The organism is Dactylosporangium sp. CS-033363, assembly GCF_050942475.1.
GTDB lineage: Bacteria > Actinomycetota > Actinomycetes > Mycobacteriales > Micromonosporaceae > Dactylosporangium.
The window spans coordinates 4,108,690-4,126,366 of sequence record NZ_CP192032.1 but is presented as its reverse complement, the minus strand read 5'-3'; the positions used below and the strand labels follow the sequence as shown (position 1 = coordinate 4,126,366).

General features: G+C 73.2%; 17 protein-coding genes. 10 read left to right on the top strand and 7 right to left on the bottom strand.

The annotated features are described in order from the left end of the window. The first annotated feature begins 33 nt into the window (after window positions 1–33). Entirely contained in the window at window positions 34–594 is a 561-nt protein-coding gene (locus ACQPZ4_RS19135; RefSeq protein ID WP_433062726.1) for a hypothetical protein, read from the top strand. Between the two features lie 99 nt (window positions 595–693). Then, window positions 694–1,542, top strand: coding sequence for a universal stress protein (locus ACQPZ4_RS19130; RefSeq protein ID WP_433062724.1), 849 nt, complete (start codon window positions 694–696; stop codon window positions 1,540–1,542). Here the strand turns inward: ACQPZ4_RS19130 and ACQPZ4_RS19125 are convergent, their stop codons facing one another. Further along, window positions 1,543–2,544, bottom strand: coding sequence for a zinc-dependent alcohol dehydrogenase family protein (locus tag ACQPZ4_RS19125; protein ID WP_433062721.1), 1,002 nt, complete (start codon window positions 2,542–2,544; stop codon window positions 1,543–1,545). Between the two features lie 92 nt (window positions 2,545–2,636). Here ACQPZ4_RS19125 and ACQPZ4_RS19120 point away from each other — a divergent pair, with 92 nt between their 5' ends. From ACQPZ4_RS19120 to ACQPZ4_RS19110, 3 genes are all read left to right on the top strand, one after another. Beyond that, a complete protein-coding gene (locus ACQPZ4_RS19120) occupies window positions 2,637–3,476 on the top strand; it encodes a universal stress protein (RefSeq protein WP_433062718.1) in 840 nt (279 codons plus the stop codon). Further along, a complete protein-coding gene (locus ACQPZ4_RS19115) occupies window positions 3,473–3,850 on the top strand; it encodes a nuclear transport factor 2 family protein (protein ID WP_433062715.1) in 378 nt (125 codons plus the stop codon). The genes ACQPZ4_RS19120 and ACQPZ4_RS19115 overlap by 4 nt, the downstream gene beginning before the upstream one ends. A 140-nt stretch (window positions 3,851–3,990) precedes the next feature. Beyond that, window positions 3,991–4,632 carry a hypothetical protein gene (locus tag ACQPZ4_RS19110; RefSeq protein ID WP_433062713.1) on the top strand — a complete coding sequence of 214 codons (642 nt, stop codon included), beginning with the start codon at window positions 3,991–3,993 and terminating at the stop codon, window positions 4,630–4,632. A 39-nt stretch (window positions 4,633–4,671) separates the two neighbouring features. Here ACQPZ4_RS19110 and ACQPZ4_RS19105 read toward each other — a convergent pair whose 3' ends face one another. Continuing rightward, on the bottom strand, window positions 4,672–5,736 hold the full coding sequence (locus tag ACQPZ4_RS19105) for an NAD(P)/FAD-dependent oxidoreductase (RefSeq protein ID WP_433062710.1): 1,065 nt from the start codon (window positions 5,734–5,736) through the stop codon (window positions 4,672–4,674). A gap of 81 nt (window positions 5,737–5,817) precedes the next feature. On the opposite strand from ACQPZ4_RS19105, the gene ACQPZ4_RS19100 reads away from it, so the two are divergent. Continuing rightward, on the top strand, window positions 5,818–6,258 hold the full coding sequence (locus ACQPZ4_RS19100; RefSeq protein WP_433062707.1) for a MarR family winged helix-turn-helix transcriptional regulator: 441 nt from the start codon (window positions 5,818–5,820) through the stop codon (window positions 6,256–6,258). A gap of 37 nt (window positions 6,259–6,295) precedes the next feature. Next, entirely contained in the window at window positions 6,296–8,590 is a 2,295-nt protein-coding gene (locus tag ACQPZ4_RS19095; protein WP_433062704.1) for a putative bifunctional diguanylate cyclase/phosphodiesterase, read from the top strand. On the opposite strand, the gene ACQPZ4_RS19090 is transcribed toward ACQPZ4_RS19095, so the two are convergent. Then, window positions 8,521–9,864: an acyltransferase family protein gene (locus tag ACQPZ4_RS19090; protein WP_433062702.1), complete on the bottom strand. Its 1,344-nt coding sequence runs from the start codon at window positions 9,862–9,864 to the stop codon at window positions 8,521–8,523. The genes ACQPZ4_RS19095 and ACQPZ4_RS19090 overlap by 70 nt on opposite strands. Window positions 9,865–9,947: 83 nt before the next feature. Further along, window positions 9,948–11,183, bottom strand: coding sequence for a WD40 repeat domain-containing protein (locus tag ACQPZ4_RS19085; RefSeq protein WP_433062699.1), 1,236 nt, complete (start codon window positions 11,181–11,183; stop codon window positions 9,948–9,950). An 83-nt stretch (window positions 11,184–11,266) separates the two neighbouring features. On the opposite strand from ACQPZ4_RS19085, the gene ACQPZ4_RS19080 reads away from it, so the two are divergent. After that, window positions 11,267–11,941 (top strand): FadR/GntR family transcriptional regulator, encoded by a 675-nt coding sequence (locus ACQPZ4_RS19080; protein ID WP_433062697.1) that lies wholly within the window; start codon window positions 11,267–11,269, stop codon window positions 11,939–11,941. Then, entirely contained in the window at window positions 11,938–12,735 is a 798-nt protein-coding gene (locus ACQPZ4_RS19075) for an ABC transporter ATP-binding protein (protein ID WP_433062694.1), read from the top strand. Before ACQPZ4_RS19080 ends, ACQPZ4_RS19075 begins: the two co-directional genes overlap by 4 nt. Window positions 12,736–12,973: 238 nt before the next feature. Here ACQPZ4_RS19075 and ACQPZ4_RS19070 read toward each other — a convergent pair whose 3' ends face one another. Both ACQPZ4_RS19070 and ACQPZ4_RS19065 read right to left on the bottom strand, forming a co-directional pair. Continuing rightward, window positions 12,974–13,360, bottom strand: a complete 387-nt coding sequence (locus ACQPZ4_RS19070) for a hypothetical protein (RefSeq protein ID WP_433062691.1) — start codon at window positions 13,358–13,360, stop codon at window positions 12,974–12,976. Between the two features lie 5 nt (window positions 13,361–13,365). Then, a complete protein-coding gene (locus ACQPZ4_RS19065) occupies window positions 13,366–14,805 on the bottom strand; it encodes a peptide MFS transporter (RefSeq protein WP_433062688.1) in 1,440 nt (479 codons plus the stop codon). Window positions 14,806–14,983: 178 nt separating this feature from the next. Here ACQPZ4_RS19065 and ACQPZ4_RS19060 point away from each other — a divergent pair, with 178 nt between their 5' ends. After that, window positions 14,984–16,090 (top strand): GH12 family glycosyl hydrolase domain-containing protein, encoded by a 1,107-nt coding sequence (locus tag ACQPZ4_RS19060; RefSeq protein ID WP_433062685.1) that lies wholly within the window; start codon window positions 14,984–14,986, stop codon window positions 16,088–16,090. A gap of 421 nt (window positions 16,091–16,511) precedes the next feature. On the opposite strand, the gene ACQPZ4_RS19055 is transcribed toward ACQPZ4_RS19060, so the two are convergent. Further along, on the bottom strand, window positions 16,512–17,654 hold the full coding sequence (locus ACQPZ4_RS19055) for a cation:proton antiporter (RefSeq protein WP_433062682.1): 1,143 nt from the start codon (window positions 17,652–17,654) through the stop codon (window positions 16,512–16,514). Window positions 17,655–17,677 lie beyond the last annotated feature (23 nt).

Sequence of the window (17,677 nt, the reverse complement as noted above, 5' to 3'; positions counted from 1 at the left end):
TGTCAACGAGGAACACGGCACAGGAGGCCGAAGATGAGCGCCACCAACATCCAGCAGGCGGGCCGGCTCGAGCACGTCGAGGCGCCCGGGAGCATGCTCACCAAGGCCGCGGCGCGGGGTCTGGCGGTGCTGCGGTACGCCACCGGGTTCGTCTTCCTCTGGGCGTTCCTCGACAAGGCGTTCGGCCTCGGCTACGCCACCCCGTCGGCCAAGGCGTGGATCCACGGCGGGTCGCCGACCAAGGGCTTCCTCAGCTCGGTCGACGTCGGACCGCTGCAGGGCTTCTTCCACACCATCGCCGGCACCTGGTACGCCAACTGGGGCTTCATGCTCGGCCTGCTCGGCATCGGCATCGCCCTGATCGCCGGCATCGGCCTGCGCATCGCCGCCGTCTCGGGCACCGTGCTCATGGCGTTCATGTGGCTCGCCGAGTACCCGCTCGCGAGCGGCTCGTCGAACCCGATCGTCGACTACCACGTGGTCTACGCCATCGTCATGATCGTCAGCGCCGCCGCCTACGCCGGGCAGACCTGGGGGCTGGGCAGGCTCTGGGCCAAGCTGCCCCTGGTGCAGAAGAACCGCTGGCTGATCTGAACAGGCTGCACACGCACGAGCGCGAGGCCCCGGGACGCGACCCCCCAGCGTCCCGGGGCCTCCGTGCGTTCAATGCCGAACAGGGGGTAGGGCGTCGCGATGATTCCAGAACACAGTGTCGTCGTCGGCGTCGACGGCTCCCGCGAGAGCCTGCAGGCCGTCGTCTGGGCGGCCGCCGACGCGTCCCGGCGCGGGCGGCCGCTGCACATCGCGCACACGTTCACACGGCTGCCGGTGTACGCGCCGATCGCCGCCCAGGCCCTCGCCCAGCTGGAGCGGGGCATGCACGAGGCGGCCAACGCGATCATCTCGGAGGCGTCGGAGCGGGCGCAGGCGGTCGCGCCCGGAGTACGGCTGACGACGAGTATCCAGATCGAATCGCCGGCCCAGCCGCTCCTGCGCGCGTCCGAGCGGGCCGACACGCTCGTGGTCGGCAACCGGGGCCGGGGCGGCTTCGCCGGGCTGCTGCTGGGCTCGGTGAGCATCGAGCTCGCCGCCCACGCCTCGTGCCCGGTCGTCATCGTCCGGGAGGCCGACCGACCACCCGGGTCCGAGGCCGGGCGGGTGGTCATCGGGGTCGACGGCTCGCACGACGCCGATCGGGCGCTGCAGTTCGCGTTCGAGCAGGCGTCGTACCGCGGCATCGGTCTGACCGCCGTGCTCGCCTACGACCCCGATCTCCCTTCTCACCGCGACGATCTCGAGGACTTGGAACGGCGCACCCTCGCGGAGTCGACCGCGGGGTGGACCGGGAAGTACCCCGACGTCGACTTCCGCCAGGACCTCGTGCGCGGCGGCGCGGCCGAGCGGCTCACCGAGCGGTCCGCGGGCGCCGAGCTGCTCGTGGTCGGCTCCCGCGGCCGCGGCGGCTTCCGGGGCCTGCTGCTCGGCTCGGTCAGCCAGATCGCCATCCAGCACGCCGCCTGCCCCGTCGCCGTCGTGCGATGACTACATTCGGAGTACGGCGGCGCCGGTCACGCGATCGGCGGCCAGATCGGCCAGGGCGTCCTCGGCCGCGTCGAGCGGGTACGGCGTGACCGTCACCCGCAGCCGGTGCCGCTCGGCGATCTCCAGGAACTCGCGCCCGTCCCCGCGCGTGTTCGCGGTGACGCTGCGCATGGTCCGCTCCTGGAACAGGTGCTCCTCGTAGTTGAGCGACGGGATGTCGGTCAGGTGGATGCCGGCGATGGCGAGCGTGCCGCCCCGGTCCAGCGCGGCCAGCATCGGCGGCACCAGCGTGCCGACCGGCGCGAACAGGATCGCCGAGTCGAGCGGCTCCGGCGGCGCGGTGGCATCGGCCGAGGCGGCGCCGAGCGACAGGGCGAGCTCCCGGGCGGCCGGCGAGCGGGTGACCACGTGCACGGTGGCACCCTGCGCGACCGCGACCTGGCAGGCGAGATGGGCCGAGGCCCCGAAGCCGTACAGCCCCAGCCGCCCACCCTCCGGCAGGTCGCTGCGGCGCAGGGCCCGGTAGCCGATGATGCCCGCGCACAGCAGCGGCGCGACCTCCTCGTCGCCGTAGCCCTCGGGCAGCCGGTAGACGTAGCCGGCCGGGGCGGTGCAGTACTGCGCGTAGCCGCCGTCCGCGTCCCAGCCCGTGTAGCGCGAGTACGGGCACAGGTTCTCGGCGCCGCGCCGGCAGTACCGGCATGTGCCGCACGTCCACCGCAGCCACGCCACGCCGACCCGGGTCCCGACCGGCGGGTCGCTCACCCCGTCGCCGAGCGCCTCGACCGTCCCGACGACCTCGTGCCCGGGCGTGGTGTCCGGCCGTTTCGGGGCCAGGTCGCCCTCGGCCAGGTGCAGGTCGGTCCGGCAGACGGCACACGCCCGGACGCGGACGAGCACCTCGCCGGGGCCGGGTTCGGGCACCGGCTTCTCGACCCGGCGCAGCGGATGCCCGCCGATCGGCCCGGGCGCGTGGACCTGCCACGCGGTCATCGTCGCCATGGTTCTCAGTGTCGCGTGCCGATCGGCCCTGAACCCTCGCCCCGCGGAGGGGCAGCATCGGAGATGGGGACAGCTCAGAAAGGAGCACGGCAATGACCTACCGATATGGCCCGGTCGTCGTGGGCGTCGACGGCTCGGCACACAGCATGGGCGCCCTGCGGTGGGCCGCGGACGAGGCCGGCCGCAGCGGCCGCACACTCCTGGTGGTCGCGGTCGACCCGGAGGGAGCCGGCATCGCCGACCTGGCGGCGGAGGAGGCCCGGCGCTGGCGCTGCGGGATCGCCGCCGAGGCCCAGACCCTCTCCGGCGACCCGGTCGAGGTGCTGCGCGAGCTGGCCCGGGACGCGCGGCTCCTGGTGGTCGGCGGCCGCGGTACCGAACCGGGCGAGGACCAGGCGATGGGCCCGGTGAGCCAGGCCCTGGCCGACCGGGCCGAGGCGCCGGTCCTCATCGTGCACGCGGCCGACCGCTGGGCGGCTCCGGACGCGACGCTGCCGCTGAGCGCCCCGGTCGTGACCGGCTTCGACGACTCCGAAGCGTCCCGCCGCGCCCTGCGCCTGGCCTTCGAGGAGGCCGCCGCCCGCGGCGTCCACCTCGTCATCGTCCAGGCCTGGACGCACCCCGACCTGTGGCACCCGGGCGCGGACCGCGGCGGCGACCTGCACGCCGAGCAACTGGCCGTCCAGGCCGCCCTCGACGAGGCCGCGGCCCGCTGGAAGGCCGAGTACCCGGTGGTCGAGGTCGAGGTCCGCAGCGAGCCGGGCGACGCCGTGCAGGCCCTGGCGGTCGCGTCCCAGTGGGCGGGCCTGCTGGTCGTCGGCACCGGCTGCGCGAACGGCGAGTCGGTGGTGGACGGCGTCCTGCGGCACGCGGCCTGCCCGGTGCTGGTCGCGCACACCTCGTCCCACGTCACCAGTAGTTTGGGAACATGACCGACGATGTGCTCGCCGAACTCCTGGCCGCCGACCGCCGCCTGCAGGCCGCCCAGCGCACGGGCGACCTGGCCGCGCTCGACGAACTGCTGGACGACCGCCTGATCGCCATCGGCCCGGAGGGCGGCGAACACACGAAGGACGAGGACCTGTCGGCGTACCGCGACGGCACCTCGGTCATCACGAGCCTCGTCGAGGAGTCCCTGCACGCCCTGCACTCGGGCGACGCGGGGGTGACGTTCTTCCTGGGCACCGTCGCCGGCACCTACGCGGGCGGGGCTTTTTCGGCGCGGCTGCGGTACACCCGGACCTGGGTTCGTGACAGCGCCGGGCAGTGGCGCATCCTGGCCGCCCACATCGCCCCGGTGAGCTAGAGCCGCGCCGCGCCCACCACAACGCACCCCACTCACCGGGCCGGGGGCGGCCGCAGCCCAGCGCGGCGTACGACGAGGCCGGGACGACGGCGAAACCGGCCAGCGGGAACGCACCACGGCCGGCAAGTACGCTGCCGCGCATGGAGTACCGCCCGGGCGACGTCCTGCGGATCTCGTGCCCGTTCACGCCCGCGACCGTCAGCGGGGTGGACCGCTGGGACGTGTCGCTGCGCTGGCCCTGGTGGCGGGTCGATCCGGACTCGGTCGGGGTGCGCTGGAACGGCGAGGTGGCGCTGGCGCGGAACGATCCGCGGGAGCTGTACGCGACCGAGCCGCCGGCCCGCGACCTCCGCCCGGGTGACGCCTGCCGGGTGGGCATCCCGCCCCGGGTCGTGCATGTGGTCGAGGTGGACGAGTACGACGCGGACCGGGAGACGGGCTATCTGCCGCGACCGACCCGGAGCCTGCTCGTGCTGCCCGCCGGGGTGGCCGCCGATCCGACCCTGGAGTTCCAGGGCACGAGCGTGGACCTGGACGACGGCATTCCGCTGGTACTGGAGCTGCTCTTCCGCCCCTTCGCGTACCTGACCCCGGGCGACGACGTGGCCGACGCGGCGGGGCGGGCCTGGCGATTCGACGGGCCGTGGACGTGGACGGCCTACGACGGCGGCGATGGCGTTCCGGTGTGGCCGCTGACCCGGCTGGTGGAGGGCGCGCAACCGGTGCCGGGCTCCCGCGAGGTCGAGCTCACCCAATGGTTGACGGCGGCCGGATTCGCGTGAAGCGGGCGGCTTGTCGGACGCCGGACATTTGGCTGAGTTCTAGACCGTGAAGCGCTCGGCGAACCGTGCGGTGAACAGGTCGCGGCCCTTGCGCTCGTAGACCGTCGCGAAATCCGCCGCCGCGACCCCGGCCGGCGTCGGGAGCTGGCCGACGCCGGCGCGCGTTCCCAGCGGCAGGAGAATCCGGCGCTCCACCGGAGGCACGTACACCGCTTCCGGCTGCTCGCCGGCCAGCTGGGCGGCGAGGTTGCGCACGATGACCTCGGCGTGGGTCTGCGCGTACGAGGCCATCTTCGGATCCGGCAGGTCGACGATGTCGCCGAGGGCGTACACGTGCTCGTATCCGCGCACGTTCAGCCGTTCGGTCACCGGGACCGTCGCCTGAGGGCTCAGCGGCGTCAACCGGCCGTCGCGCAGGTAGTCGGTGTTCACCTGGACGCCGAAGGCGCGGAACCAGATGTCCGCGGCGAGCACCCCGACCGGTCCGCAGCGCCCGGGCTCGATCGCCGGGAGTGCGGGCAGGACGGTACCGAGGCGGAGTTCGATGCCGAGCGCGTCCAACTGGCGGTGCAGTGCTGCACGCACCTCCGGGAGGAAGCCGGGCAGCAGCTGCGGGCCCCGGTCCACGACGAGGACCGACTTGTCCGGCCAGACCTCCTTGATCTCGCCGGCCAGCTCCAGGCCCACCGGGCCGGCGCCCACGATCAGCACGCGGCCCGCCCCGGCCAGCTCCTTGTGCGTCGCGCGCAGGTCGTCCAGCTGCTCCGCGATGCCCGTCGACACCGGCTTCGCCGGGAACGGGTAGTTCGAACCGGTGGCCAGCACCACGAAATCAGCGTCCATGCGCGCACCCGAAGTGAGCGTCACGCCGCCCGGGTCCACCGACAGCGCGCGGTCGCGCACCACCCGTCCCCGGGCGAGCAGCGATGCGAACGGGAAGAACGCGTTCGGGGCGAAGTCCGGGCGGGTCAGGGCGCGCAGTGACGCCGCCGCGTTGACGAAGCCCTCGCGGGGATCGATCAACGTGACGTCCGCCAAGGTGTCGAGGGACTTGGCGACGAGTGACCCGCCGTAGCCGCCGCCCACCACGAGCACACGATGCATGGTCCGACCTCCTTCGTGAGTTGACGCGTCAACTCTAGAGGCGCCGGAGTTGATGCGTCAACTCTGCGCTAGGCTACGCACATGGACCTGCGGCCCGACGAGTGGGAGCTCTGGAACGAGTGGATGCAGGCCCAGCGCCTGCTCGCCCGCGAGCTCGACCGGGGACTGCAGCGCGACCACGGCATCTCCAAGGCCGAGTTCAGCGTGCTCGTCACCCTGCACCAGGCCCAGGGCGGCCAGCTCCGCGTCGGGGAACTGGCCGAGAAACTCGACTGGGAGAAGAGCCGCGTCGCCCACCAGCTGACCCGCATGGAGCAGCGCGAGCTCGTCGAGCGCAGCGCGCACGAACCCGGCGGCCGCCGTGCCGGGATCGGGCTCACCGCCAAGGGGCGCGACGCGGTCCGAGACGCCATCCTGGGGCACGCCGAGAACATCCGGCGGTACTTCTTCGACGCCCTCACCCCCGCGCAGACCGACGCCATCCGGGCGTGGAGCCGGCACGTCCTCGACCGCAACGCTTGAGGGCTCAAGTTCCGGGCCGAGCGGCCGACGTCAGGGCGTGGTGCGAACTCGTGGTGTACACCAGGCGTCGCTGACCGCCGCCGCAGCGATGGTCGCCGCGAGTGCGGCGTGGGTGGTCGTCGGCATCGGGCACGTGTGGAGCCAACCGGTCATCGGCTGGTTGCCGCTGCCCGCGATCTCGCTGCTCGCCGCCTACGCGTGCTGGACGGCGGGGCGGCGCGCCGACCTCGACCAGGCGACCCGGCGGTTCTGGCGGCATCTGAGCATCGCCTCGGTACTGCTCTCCCTCGGCACGATCGCCAACGCCGTGGACGCCACGGGCGGCGCGGAGCCGTCGCAGAAGGTCGGGCCGTTCACCCTCGCCGGGTACCTGTCCGTGCTCGGGACCGTGCTGTTCGCGCTCCTGCGGCTGCCGTCGTGGCAGCGCAGCCGCAGCGACTGGATCCGCTTCGGCATCGACGCGTGCGTGGTGCTGATCACGGTCAGCGCGGTGCTGTGGCACTTCATGCTCCGCGACCACCGGGCCTGGGTCGGGCAGACCGGCAACGCCGGGGCGATGCTCTCGATCAGCCTGGTCGCGTTCGTGTCCGTGGCGACGTTCGTGAAGGTCGCGTTCGCCGGGGCCGGCCGGCTCGACCGGCGCGCCCTGCGCATCCTGGCCGGCGGGGCCGCGGTCAGCGCCGGGTTCGGCAGCCTGACGCCGCTGCTGGTGTCCCGGCCGTACCTGTCCACGAGCCTCATCTCGGTGCCGCTCGCGGCCCTGGCCATCCACCTGGCCGCGACCAGCCAGCACCGCGCCGGCGACCGGCCGGCCGAGAAGCCGCGCAGGCGCCGGATCAGCATCGTGCCGTTCCTGGCCGTCGCCGGGGCCGACGGGCTGCTGCTGGCCACCGGCACCGACCAGCCCGGCGAGGTCCGGGCGATGGAGGCGGTCGCGGTCGCGCTGACCGGCCTGGTCATCGTCCGGCAGATCATCGCGCTGCGCGACAACCAGCGGCTGCTGGCCACCGTCGACACCCAGCTCCGCGAGCTGCACCGCTACCAGGACCGGCTCACCCACCAGGCGACCCACGACGCGCTGACCGACGCGGGCAACCGGATCCTGTTCGAGGAGCACACCCAGCGCCTGCTGGCCGAGGACCGCCGGTTCCGGGTCGCGCTGCTCGACCTCGACGACTTCAAGCTCGTCAACGACCGGCTCGGGCACCACGTCGGGGACCGGCTCATCACCACCACCAGCACCCGCCTCGCGGCGACGGTCGGCGACCACGGCACCGTCGTGCGCCTCGGCGGTGACGAATTCGCGTTGGTACTGCACGACGCCGACGACGTCGAGCTCCTCCTCGCCGACGTGGTGGCGGCGGTCCAGGAGCCGGCCGACCTCGACGGCACCGTCGTCACCGCCGGCGTGAGCATGGGCGTCACCGACGCACGCCCCGGCGACGACCCGGCCGAGCTGCTGCGCCGGGCCGACGTCGCCATGTACGCGGCCAAGGGCTCCGGCGGGCGGCACTGGCAGTGGTTCGACCCGGGCATGGACCTCGCCGGGGCCGAGGCCGCCCGGCTCTCCGACGACCTGCGCACGGCGCTGCGCGACGAGCAGTTGTTCCTGCTGTACCAGCCGATCGTGGAACTGCCCTCGGGCCGCCCGGCCGGAGCGGAGGCGCTGCTGCGCTGGCAGCACCCGACGCGCGGGCTCGTGCCGCCGGACGTGTTCATCCCGCTCGCCGAGCGCAGTGGGGCGATCGACGAGATCGGCACGTGGGTGCTTCGGCGGGCGTGCCGGCAGCTCGCCGACTGGCGGTACACCCACGGGGAGAACGGGCCCCGGATCAGCGTCAACGTCTCGGCCCGCCAGCTCGCCGACCCGGGCTTCGTGGACACGGTCGTCGGCATCGTGCGCGAGACCGGCGCCGACCCGGCCGGGCTGATCCTGGAGGTGACGGAGACCGCGGTGCTCAACACCGAGATCGCCGCCGACCAGCTGCGCCGGCTCAAGGACCTGGGGCTGCGGGTCGCGCTGGACGACTTCGGCACCGGGCACTCCTCGCTGAGCCTGCTGCTGAACTGCCCGGTCGACGTGTTGAAGGTGGACAAGTCATTCGTCAGCGGGGCGGCGGCCGGAAGCGCGGGCGCGGTCATCGTCAAGAACCTCATCGGCTTCACGACCGACTTCGGCATCGACGCGGTGGCCGAGGGCGTGGAGACCGCGGAGCAGGCCGAGCGTCTCCACGCGGCCGGGTACCGCCTCGCCCAGGGCTATCACTTCGGCCGGCCGATGAGCGCGGAGTCCTTCGAGGCGGCCTTCACCGGCTCCTTCGCCGGGACCTGAGCGCCGGAGTTGTCCGTCGGCACCTGGCCGCCGGGGTTTTTCGCTGGGACCTGAGCGTAGGCGAGCAGTCCGAGCGAGCAGACCAGGCCGACGAGGCCGCCGTCGAGGGCCGCGCCGTGCTGCCAGGCCCACGCGATGCAGGCCGCGGCGAGCGCGACGCCGGCCAGCGCCGTCGCCGGTCGGGCCCGGGTGCCGAGCGCGGGCAGCCGCACCGACTCGAAGCGGTGGAACACCCGGACGAGACCCACGAGGATCGCCACGCAGCCGACCAGCCACAGTGGACGGACGAGCCACCACTGTGGACCGGCTTCCGGGAGGAGGGCGGGCGCGACGAGTCCGGCGCCGACGAGCAGTACCATCGCGGGCAGATGCCAGAGGTAGACGGTCATCAGCGGCTTGCCGGCCTCGTCGAGCATGCGCCGCCGGCGCTCGGTGCGCAGGGCCGGGCCGAAGCGCCGCCCCAGCCAGGTGATCGCGGCGAGCTGGGCCACCGCCAGCGCGACCAGGGCGCCGGTGGGCGGCGCGAGATTCGACACCGGCACGTCACTGAGGCCGATCATCGAGGGTGGGTACGGCCCGAGCGCCACCATCCCCACGCACGCGGCCACCCCGCCGAGGCCGACCGCGGCGAGCGTCCCGGGCCGCGCCGAGCGCACCGCGCCGAGGGCGTAGGCGATGCCGAGCTGGTGCGCGAACAGCCAGACGAACGCGTAGTTGAGCACCGCGGCCCACTCGTGCCCGGCGAAGCGCACCGCGTCGACGCCCAGCGCGGCCGCCGCCAGCGCCGCCGGCACGCCCCAGCCGAAGCGCCGCTGGGCCGCCACCATCGCCGGGGCGAGCGCGAGCACGCCGAGGTACACCGCGAGGAACCACAGCGGCTTCATCGCCGACAGGCTCACCGCGCGGCCGATCGACGGGTGTCCGAGCCCGCCGGCCGCGCTCGCCATCAGCGCGACGACGCCGACGAGGACGACGGCCGGCGCGACCAGCCGCGCGCCGCGCACCGCGAGGTACTGCGCGTACCGCCCCCGGTACGCCCCGGCGACCGCGGTGTTGGCCACCCCGCCGGCCAGGAAGATGACCGGCATGACCTGGATGCACCAGCTCGCGATCCAGGCGAACGGCCCGCTGGGCAGGATCTCGACCCGGATCTGCCCGCCCGGCGCGGTGATGAGCGGCGTGAGCCAGTGCATGCCCAGCACCACGCCCATCGAGAGCACCCGGAGCAGATCGATGAACGGATCGCGGACGGACTTCGTGGCAGCGACGGTCATGTCTACGATCGTTCAAAAATCGGGCGCCGAAATCGGTACCCCGGACCCCCGAATGCGCCGGGGGTAAACCCCACCCCGCAGGGTCAGGCCGGCACCTCCCACACCCCGGCCCGGCTCGCGTCCAACCGGCACGCCAGCAGCGCCCCGGCGATGAAGCACTCCTGCGGATCGGCCTTGGCGTCGGCCCGGCCGAGCACCGTCGCCCGGCCGGTCGCCGGGTCGAAGACGCCGAGCAGCGGCGCGGTGCTCCTGGGGTCGTGGCCGACGACGAGCAGGCTGGGCTCGTCCAGGGCGCCGACCGGGGTCCAGCCGTCGAGCTGGGTCACGAGCCGGCCGGTCGCGGGCTCGTAGATGCGGATACCGACGGTGCCGGGCGGCTCCATGAGGTACTGCCCGGTCAGGCGGATCCCGGCCGGACTCCCGGCCAGCTGCCACCGTTGCCCGCCGGTGTCGCGGTCGAACACCTGCGTCGGCCCCTCCTGGTCGCCGGCGCACAGCATCGGCCCGCACCAGACCAGGTACGGGGCCTTGCGCTCGAACAGCCGCTTCCCGGTCGCCAGGTCGAACACCGTGCCGTCCAGGACGGTCGCGTCGCCGACGCGGTAGGCGAGCAGCCGGTCGCCGGACATCGCGAACTCGTTGACGGGCCCGGGGTTGTCGAGCTTGACGGTCCGCACGACCGCGCCGGTGTCGGCGCGGTGCAGCCGCAGCGTGCCGTCGGCGTCGAGTACGGCCACCTGGACGCGCAGGTCGCCGGTGAACACGAGCCGCTGCACGCCGCCCGGGGGCGGGGCGAGGGTCCAGCGTGCGGCGCCGGTGCCCGGGTCGAGGCCGGCGATGTCGGCCGTGGCGACGCCGGGCGCGACGTGCTGCGCGACCACGACGCCGTCGGCGCAGGTGCAGCCGTAGACGGCCGGCATGTAGCCGGTCTGGCGCCAGACCTCCGCGCCGGTACCGGCGTCGAGCCCGATCAGCACCGGCTCGCCCTGGGTCGCCACGACCACCCGCGTCGCGTCCGTGTGCACGAGATGGGTGCCCTCCGGGACCGGGGTCGACCACGTGCGGGCGCCGTCCGGCATGCGGTACGCGGCGACGGTTGCGGCCGACATCACGTACATCGTGGACGTGTCCCCGGCGATGCCGCTGATCCGGTCGCCGGGCAGGATCGCCACCGGATCCCGCAGCGGCGCCGCGCTCGAGCCGCCGATCAGCAACGGCACCAGCAGGATCGCCGCGGCCCACCAGCGGCGGTGGCGGACGGGCCGCGGTTGTTCGGGGTCCTCGGCGGGCCGCTCGTCAAGATCGATGACCGTCGTCACGCAACAAGCATCCAACAGATCGATCATTTCCACCGCCCCGCGCGCCGCTGTACAAATGTCGGACATCTGCATAAGATCTTGGCGTGTCGTTGCGCAGTCCCGTCCGCCAGGCGCCCCTGGTCATGCAGGTGGCCGAGCAGTTCCGGACGCTCATCCGCTCGGGGAGCTGGCCGGTCGGCCGGAAGATCCCCGGGGAGCATCAGCTGGCCGAGGAGCTCGGGGTCAGCCGGGGTACCGTCCGCGAGGCCCTCCGCGCGCTCAGCGTCACCGGCCTGCTCGAACCGCGCATCGGCGACGGCACCTATGTGCGTGCCACGGACGAGATCACCGGCGTGCTCGTGCGCGACGAGGTGGCCGCCGCACTCACCCCCGTGCTCGACGTGCGCGCCGGGCTGGAGGCGGCCGCCGCCCGGCTCGCCGCCCGCCAGGCGACCCCCGACGCCATCCGCGCGCTCGACGCGGCCCTTGCCGCCCGGGCCGCCGCCCACGAGGCGCGCGACCGGGCCGGGTACGTGGCCGCGGACGCCGAATTCCATCGCGGGGTCGTGGTCGCCAGCGGGAATCCATTGCTGCTGCGACTGTACGACGCCGTGGCGGGCGCGATTCAACAGTCCATTGAGGACACCGCCGTCTTCCCCGAGGACCCCTCGGTGCGCGACGCGCACGCGGCCATCGCGCGGGCGATCCGGGACGGGGACGCGGACGGAGCCGTCGCCGCGTCCTACGGGCTCATCGACGGCGTGAAGGGAACGATGTGAGCGTCCTGCGGCTGCACCGGGTCACGTTCCGGCGCGAGGGCAAGGAAATCCTGCACGGCGTGGATTTCACCGTCGAGGCGGGCGAGCACTGGGCGATGCTCGGGCCGAACGGCGCCGGCAAGAGCACGGTGCTCGGGTTCTGCGGCGCGGTGACCCACCCGACGACCGGCTCCGTGCACGTGCTCGGCCATGAGCTGGGGCGGGTCGAGCTGCAGGCGCTGCGCCGCCAGATCGGGCACGTGAATCCGCGCCACCCGCTGCGATCGCCGCTGACGGTCGGGCAGGTGGTGCTGACGGGCATTACCGGTACCGTGGAAACACCCAACCGCTGGGAACCGACCGCCGCCGAGCGGGCCCGCGCGCACGAGCTCATCGACCTGCTGGGCCTGGGCCCGCGGATCGACGACCGGTGGCCGACGCTGTCGCAGGGCGAGCGCGGGCGGACCCTCATCGCGCGGGCCCTGATCGCCGGGCCGCGGCTGCTGCTGCTCGACGAGCCGTCGACCGGCCTCGACGTGGCCGCGCGCGAGCAATTGCTGGACACGATCGCCATGCTGCCGCGCACCCATCCGGGGCTCACGTCCGTGCTGGTCACGCACCACCTGGAGGAGCTGCCGGAGACCACCACGCACGCCCTGATCCTGGCCGGCGGCCGGGTGCTCGCTTCCGGACCGGCGACCGAGGTGCTCACCAGCGCGAACATCTCCGCGGCGTTCCGGCACGAGATCGAGGTCGAGCACCGCGACGGCCGGTGGAGCGCGCGCACCGCCCGGCCGGCGGCGTCACGACGCTAGGTCGCGCACCAGGTTGGCCCGGCGGCGTCACCGACGCGAGGTCGCGCACCGCCCGGCCCGGCGGCGGCCCGGCGGCGGCCCGGCGGCGGCCCGGCGGCGTCACGACGCCAGGTCGCACACCGCTCGGCCCGGCGGCGGCCCGGCGGCGTCACGACGCTAGGTGGCGCACCGAGTTGCGCACCCGCCCGGCCCGGCAGCGTAACCGGCGCGAGGTCGTGCACCGCTCGGCCCGGCGGCGTCACGACGCCAGGTTGCGCACCGACGAGGCCACGACGGCCAGGCCGATCGGGTCCTCGGCCCCGTACCGCGCCAGCGCCGCCCGGTCGAGCTGCCGGACCAGCCCGGACACGGCCACCAGGTCGTCCACCGCGACGGTCACCGCCGCGTCGGACACGACGAGCTGCCCGGACGGCGGCAGGTCCACGTCCGCGATGAGGAACGCGTGCGCGCCGAACACCTGGGACACCGCGGCGGTCAGCTCGACCTGCGCGCCGGCCCGCAGCCGCGGCACGGCCTTCGACGGGGCGGCGGTCGACGTCGGCGCCGGGTCGGCCCGCCCGCGCGAGCACCCGCCGGTCAGCAGCACGGCGACCAGCGCGAAACCGACGACATTGACGAGCCTCATTGTCTTCAGCGTACGCCGCTGAGCAGGCGCCGGACCAGGGGCGTGAGCGCGGCCAGCAGCGCGCCGAAGAACAGGGCGGTGGCGCCGAGGATGCCGAAGTACGCGACCTCGCGCTCGGCGCTGTAGTAGCGGGCGAGCACCCCGGACAGCGCCGTGCCCAGCGCCACGGACAGGAAGAACAGCGCGACCGTCTGGGTGCGGAACGCCGCCGGCGCGACCTTCGTGGCCAGCGACAACCCGACCGGGGAGAGCAGCAGCTCGGCGACCGTGAACACGAGCAGGATGCCGGCCAGGGCGAGCAGCGGCGCGCTGTTGGGGCCGCCGCCCGCGAGGGGCAGGAACAGCAGGAAGGCGGCGCCCATCAGTGCGGTACCGGCGGCGAATTTGACGGGCGTCGAGGGCTGGCGGTCGCCGAGGCGGGTCCACAGCGCCGCGAACGCGCCCGACAGCACGATGATGAAGACCGGGTTGATCGACTGCACCCAGGAGACCGGCATCTCCCAGCCGAACAGGTCGCGGTCCAGGCGCTGGTCCGAGTAGATCGTGACGACCGTGAACTGCTGCTGGTACAACGACCAGAACACGGTGCTCGCGAGGAACATCGGCAGGAAACCCAACATCCGTTGACGCTCGAGGCCGGTAATCGAACGGCTGCTGAGGATGACGGTGAAATAGGCCGCCGCGGCAACGGCGCTCACGACGACGACCGCGGTCGCGAGCCGGCTCGCGGGCAGCAGGCCGGTGGCGACGACCACCGCGATCACGGCGACGACGGCGAGCGCGACGGCGGCCACCAGCCAACGGCGCCCGGGCGGCAGCGGATTGGGCACCTCGCGCGCCGGTCCACTGAGCTTTTTCCTGCCGATGGTGTACTGCACGAGCCCGATCGCCATCCCCAGCGCCGCCAGCCCGAAGCCCCAGTGGAATCCGGCCTCCTGCTGCAGCAGCCCGGTGAGCAGCGGCCCGACCAGCGCGCCCAAATTGATGCCGAGGTAGAACAGCGAGAAGCCGGCGTCGCGGCGCGGATCGTCCTCGGCGTAGAGCGTGCCGACGAGCGAGGTGGCGTTGGCTTTCACGCCGCCGCTGCCGATCGCGATGAGCACCAGCCCGACCGCGACTCCGGCCAGCCCCGGCAGCAGGGCGAGGGAGATGTGCCCGGCCATCACGAGCACCGCGGCGGCGAAGAGCACCCGCTCCGGGCCGAGCAGCCGGTCGGCCACCCAGGCCCCCAGGATCGTGGAGAGATAGACCGCGCCGCCGTACGCCCCGACGATGCTGGTCGCCGTGTCCTCGTCGATGCCCAGGCCGCCGCGGGCCGCCGAGTAGTAGAGGTAGATCAGCAGGATGCCCTGCATGCCGTAGAACGAGAACCGTTCCCACAGCTCGACCCCGAACAGGTTGGCGAGCACGCGCGGCTGCCCGAAGAACGTACCCGGCTCGCTCATACCCGTCCCGCCTACCCGCCGCAGCGGCGAGTATGCATGTTCGGTTATGTACGTTTCACATTCCCTGAAGTGCTCTGAGCAGCGACGACGGTAAATGTCACGCCGTCGTGTCGCCCCATTCCGCGAGGTTGCCTAGCGTCCGCGTCCAGGAGTGTTTCCGCACGCAAGGAGGGAACCCATGGGCAAAGCGCTGCGCGTCATCGCGGCGGCCGGCCTGTTCGCCGCGGGCGTGGTGGCGGTGATGAGTGCCGCATCGCCGGCGAGTGCCGACACCCAGATCTGTGAGCAGTACGGGTCGACCACGATCGGCGGCCGCTATGTCGTCATGAACAACAACTGGGGCAACAGCGCCCAGCAGTGCATCAACGTGACCGGCAGCGGCTTCTCGATCACCCAGATCAATGCGAACAAGCCGACGAACGGGGCGCCGGCGTCGTACCCGGCGATCTACATCGGCTGCCACTACAGCAACTGCTCGCCGGGCACCAACCTGCCGATGCAGATCAGTGCGATCAGCTCGGCGAACACCAGCATCTCGTACAGCTATGTCGGCGGCACGTTCGACGCCGCCTACGACATCTGGCTCGACCCGACGCCGAAGACCAACGGCGTCAACGCGACCGAGATCATGGTGTGGTTCAACCGGCAGGGCTCGATCCAGCCGGTCGGCTCCCGGGTCGGCACCGGCAACATCGCCGGCCGCTCGTGGGAGGTCTGGCAGGGCAACAACGGCGGCAACGACGTGGTTTCGTACGTCGCGCCGTCGGCCATCTCCAGCTGGAACTTCGACGTCAAGGCCTTCATCAACGACGTCATCTCCCGCGGCAAGGCCACCAACTCCTGGTACCTCACCAGCATCCAGGCCGGCTTCGAGCCGTGGATCGGCGGCCAGGGCCTCGCCGTGACCGCCTTCTCCGCCTCGGTCAACGGCGGCGGTGGCGGCGGTCCCACCACTCCGGGTGGCGGCGGCCCGACCACGCCGGGCGGCGGCGGCTCCGCGGGTTGCTCCGCCACCTACCGCACGACGAACAGCTGGCAGGGCGGCTTCCAGGGCGAGGTGACCGTGCGCAACACGGGCTCGTCGTCCATCTCGGGCTGGACCACCACCTGGTCGGGCGCGAGCGCCACGATCAGCAACCTATGGAACGGCCGCGTGACGTCCACCAACCCGGTGACGGTGCGCAACGAGACGTACAACGGCACCGTGGGCGGCGGCGCCACCACGACCTACGGCTTCACCGCGAGCGGCACCGCGCCGTCCTCGGTGAGCTGCGCCATCGCGTAGTTCTTACGTGACGCCGGCCCCGTCGCTCGCCGCGGCGGGGCCGGTTCACGTCTCCGACGCGGCACAGGACGCGACGGCGGCGCCGGTTTCACGTCTCCGGCGCGGCACAGGGGGTGGCGGCGGGGCCGGTTTCACGTTTTCGGCGCATCGCGGCCGGAGATGCGGCGGCGGGGCCCAGTTCACATCTCCAGCCCGGTCGCGGCGGCGGGGCCGGTTTCACGTCTCCAGCACGGTCGCAGCCCAGGACACGGCGTCGGGGCCGGCTCCACGTTTCTGGGGCGCGGATGCGGAGACGGGGCCGCCTTCACGTTTTTAGGGCGGGGATGCGGCGACCGGGCCAGCTTCACGTTTCTGGGGCGCGGATGCGGCAACGGGGCCGGCTTCACGTTTTTAGGGCGGGGATGCGGCGACGGGGCCGATTTCACGTTTCTGGGGCGGCGGGCGTGGCCCGGGCGGCCCGGGACGCGGCAATGGTCGCGACGGCCATGGTCACGATGGCGCCGAGCACGAGGGCCGCGGGTTCGCCGGGCGCCAGGAGGTGCTCCTCACTGCCGAGCGTGGCCGCCGCGACGGGCACGCCGACCTGAGCCGCCGCCAACCCGGCCAGGGCGATCGGCTGCCCGGTGACGAGCGGCGCGAAATGGGTGACGGCGGCCCCAACCCCGAGCGCGACCCCGAGCCCGATGAGCGCGGGCCGCGCCCCGAGCGCCCGCACGTCAAGCGAGGCCCCGAGCCAGACGAAGAACACCGGCCCGATGAACCCCTCGGTGACCGCGAACAACTGCTTCGCGAGCCGCCGGGGCTCCCCGACGGCGGCGACGGCGAGCCCGAAGCCGAACCCGGCGAGCATCACCGAAACCCGGGCGGCCTGCGCGACGGCGGCGAGCCCGAACAGCAGCGCGAGGTTGATCCGCAGCTCGAGCGCGAACTTCCGCCGCTCGGACAGCCGATGCAGCCGCTTGCGCCAGCCGTGCCGCTCGACCAGCCGCAGCCCGAGGTACAGCAGGATCGAACAGCCGACCAGGACCGCGGCCCCGATCGCGGACCGCCCGGCCCGCCCCGGATCGATGGCGAGCGGCAGCGCGATGATGCAGAGCGCATCGGCCAGCGCGACCTGCGGCAGCAACGCCAGGACGGAAGGCCCGCCGAGCCCGGAGGCGTCGACGATCGGCAGAATCAGCGCGGCCGACGAGGACGCGAGCAGCACCACGTACAGCGCGACGTGCCCGGTCCCGAACCCCCGAGCGATCACGAACGCCACGGGCACCGACGCGACGGCCACGAGCCCGGCCCGCAACGCTCCCATCGGCAGCGCGGTGCGCATGGCCGGGTCCCGGATCGGCACATGGGATCCGGCGACGAACATGACCAGCGCGAACCCGACGTTGGCCAGGAACGCGAACGTCGGCTCCTCCGTGTGCAGGACCCCGGCACCGGTCGGCCCGAGCGCGACCCCGGCGAGCAGCTCACCGAGGATGACGGGCAGCCCCCAGCGGCGCGGCAGGGCCAGCAGCGGACCGAGCAGCCCGACCACGGAGATCAGGGCCAGCAGGCCGAGGCTCACCCCGGACTCCTCCCCACGCCGCG

Bases quoted from the DNA above. Each gene is read 5' to 3' on its own strand.
- ACQPZ4_RS19135 (WP_433062726.1), top strand. From the start codon at position 34: ATGAGCGCCACCAACATCCAGCAGGCGGGCCGGCTCGAGCACGTCGAG.
- ACQPZ4_RS19130 (WP_433062724.1), top strand. From the start codon at position 694: ATGATTCCAGAACACAGTGTCGTCGTCGGCGTCGACGGCTCCCGCGAG.
- ACQPZ4_RS19125 (WP_433062721.1), bottom strand. From the start codon at position 2,544: ATGGCGACGATGACCGCGTGGCAGGTCCACGCGCCCGGGCCGATCGGC.
- ACQPZ4_RS19120 (WP_433062718.1), top strand. From the start codon at position 2,637: ATGACCTACCGATATGGCCCGGTCGTCGTGGGCGTCGACGGCTCGGCA.
- ACQPZ4_RS19115 (WP_433062715.1), top strand. From the start codon at position 3,473: ATGACCGACGATGTGCTCGCCGAACTCCTGGCCGCCGACCGCCGCCTG.
- ACQPZ4_RS19110 (WP_433062713.1), top strand. From the start codon at position 3,991: ATGGAGTACCGCCCGGGCGACGTCCTGCGGATCTCGTGCCCGTTCACG.
- ACQPZ4_RS19105 (WP_433062710.1), bottom strand. From the start codon at position 5,736: ATGCATCGTGTGCTCGTGGTGGGCGGCGGCTACGGCGGGTCACTCGTC.
- ACQPZ4_RS19100 (WP_433062707.1), top strand. From the start codon at position 5,818: ATGGACCTGCGGCCCGACGAGTGGGAGCTCTGGAACGAGTGGATGCAG.
- ACQPZ4_RS19090 (WP_433062702.1), bottom strand. From the start codon at position 9,864: ATGACCGTCGCTGCCACGAAGTCCGTCCGCGATCCGTTCATCGATCTG.
- ACQPZ4_RS19070 (WP_433062691.1), bottom strand. From the start codon at position 13,360: ATGAGGCTCGTCAATGTCGTCGGTTTCGCGCTGGTCGCCGTGCTGCTG.
- ACQPZ4_RS19065 (WP_433062688.1), bottom strand. From the start codon at position 14,805: ATGAGCGAGCCGGGTACGTTCTTCGGGCAGCCGCGCGTGCTCGCCAAC.
- ACQPZ4_RS19060 (WP_433062685.1), top strand. From the start codon at position 14,984: ATGGGCAAAGCGCTGCGCGTCATCGCGGCGGCCGGCCTGTTCGCCGCG.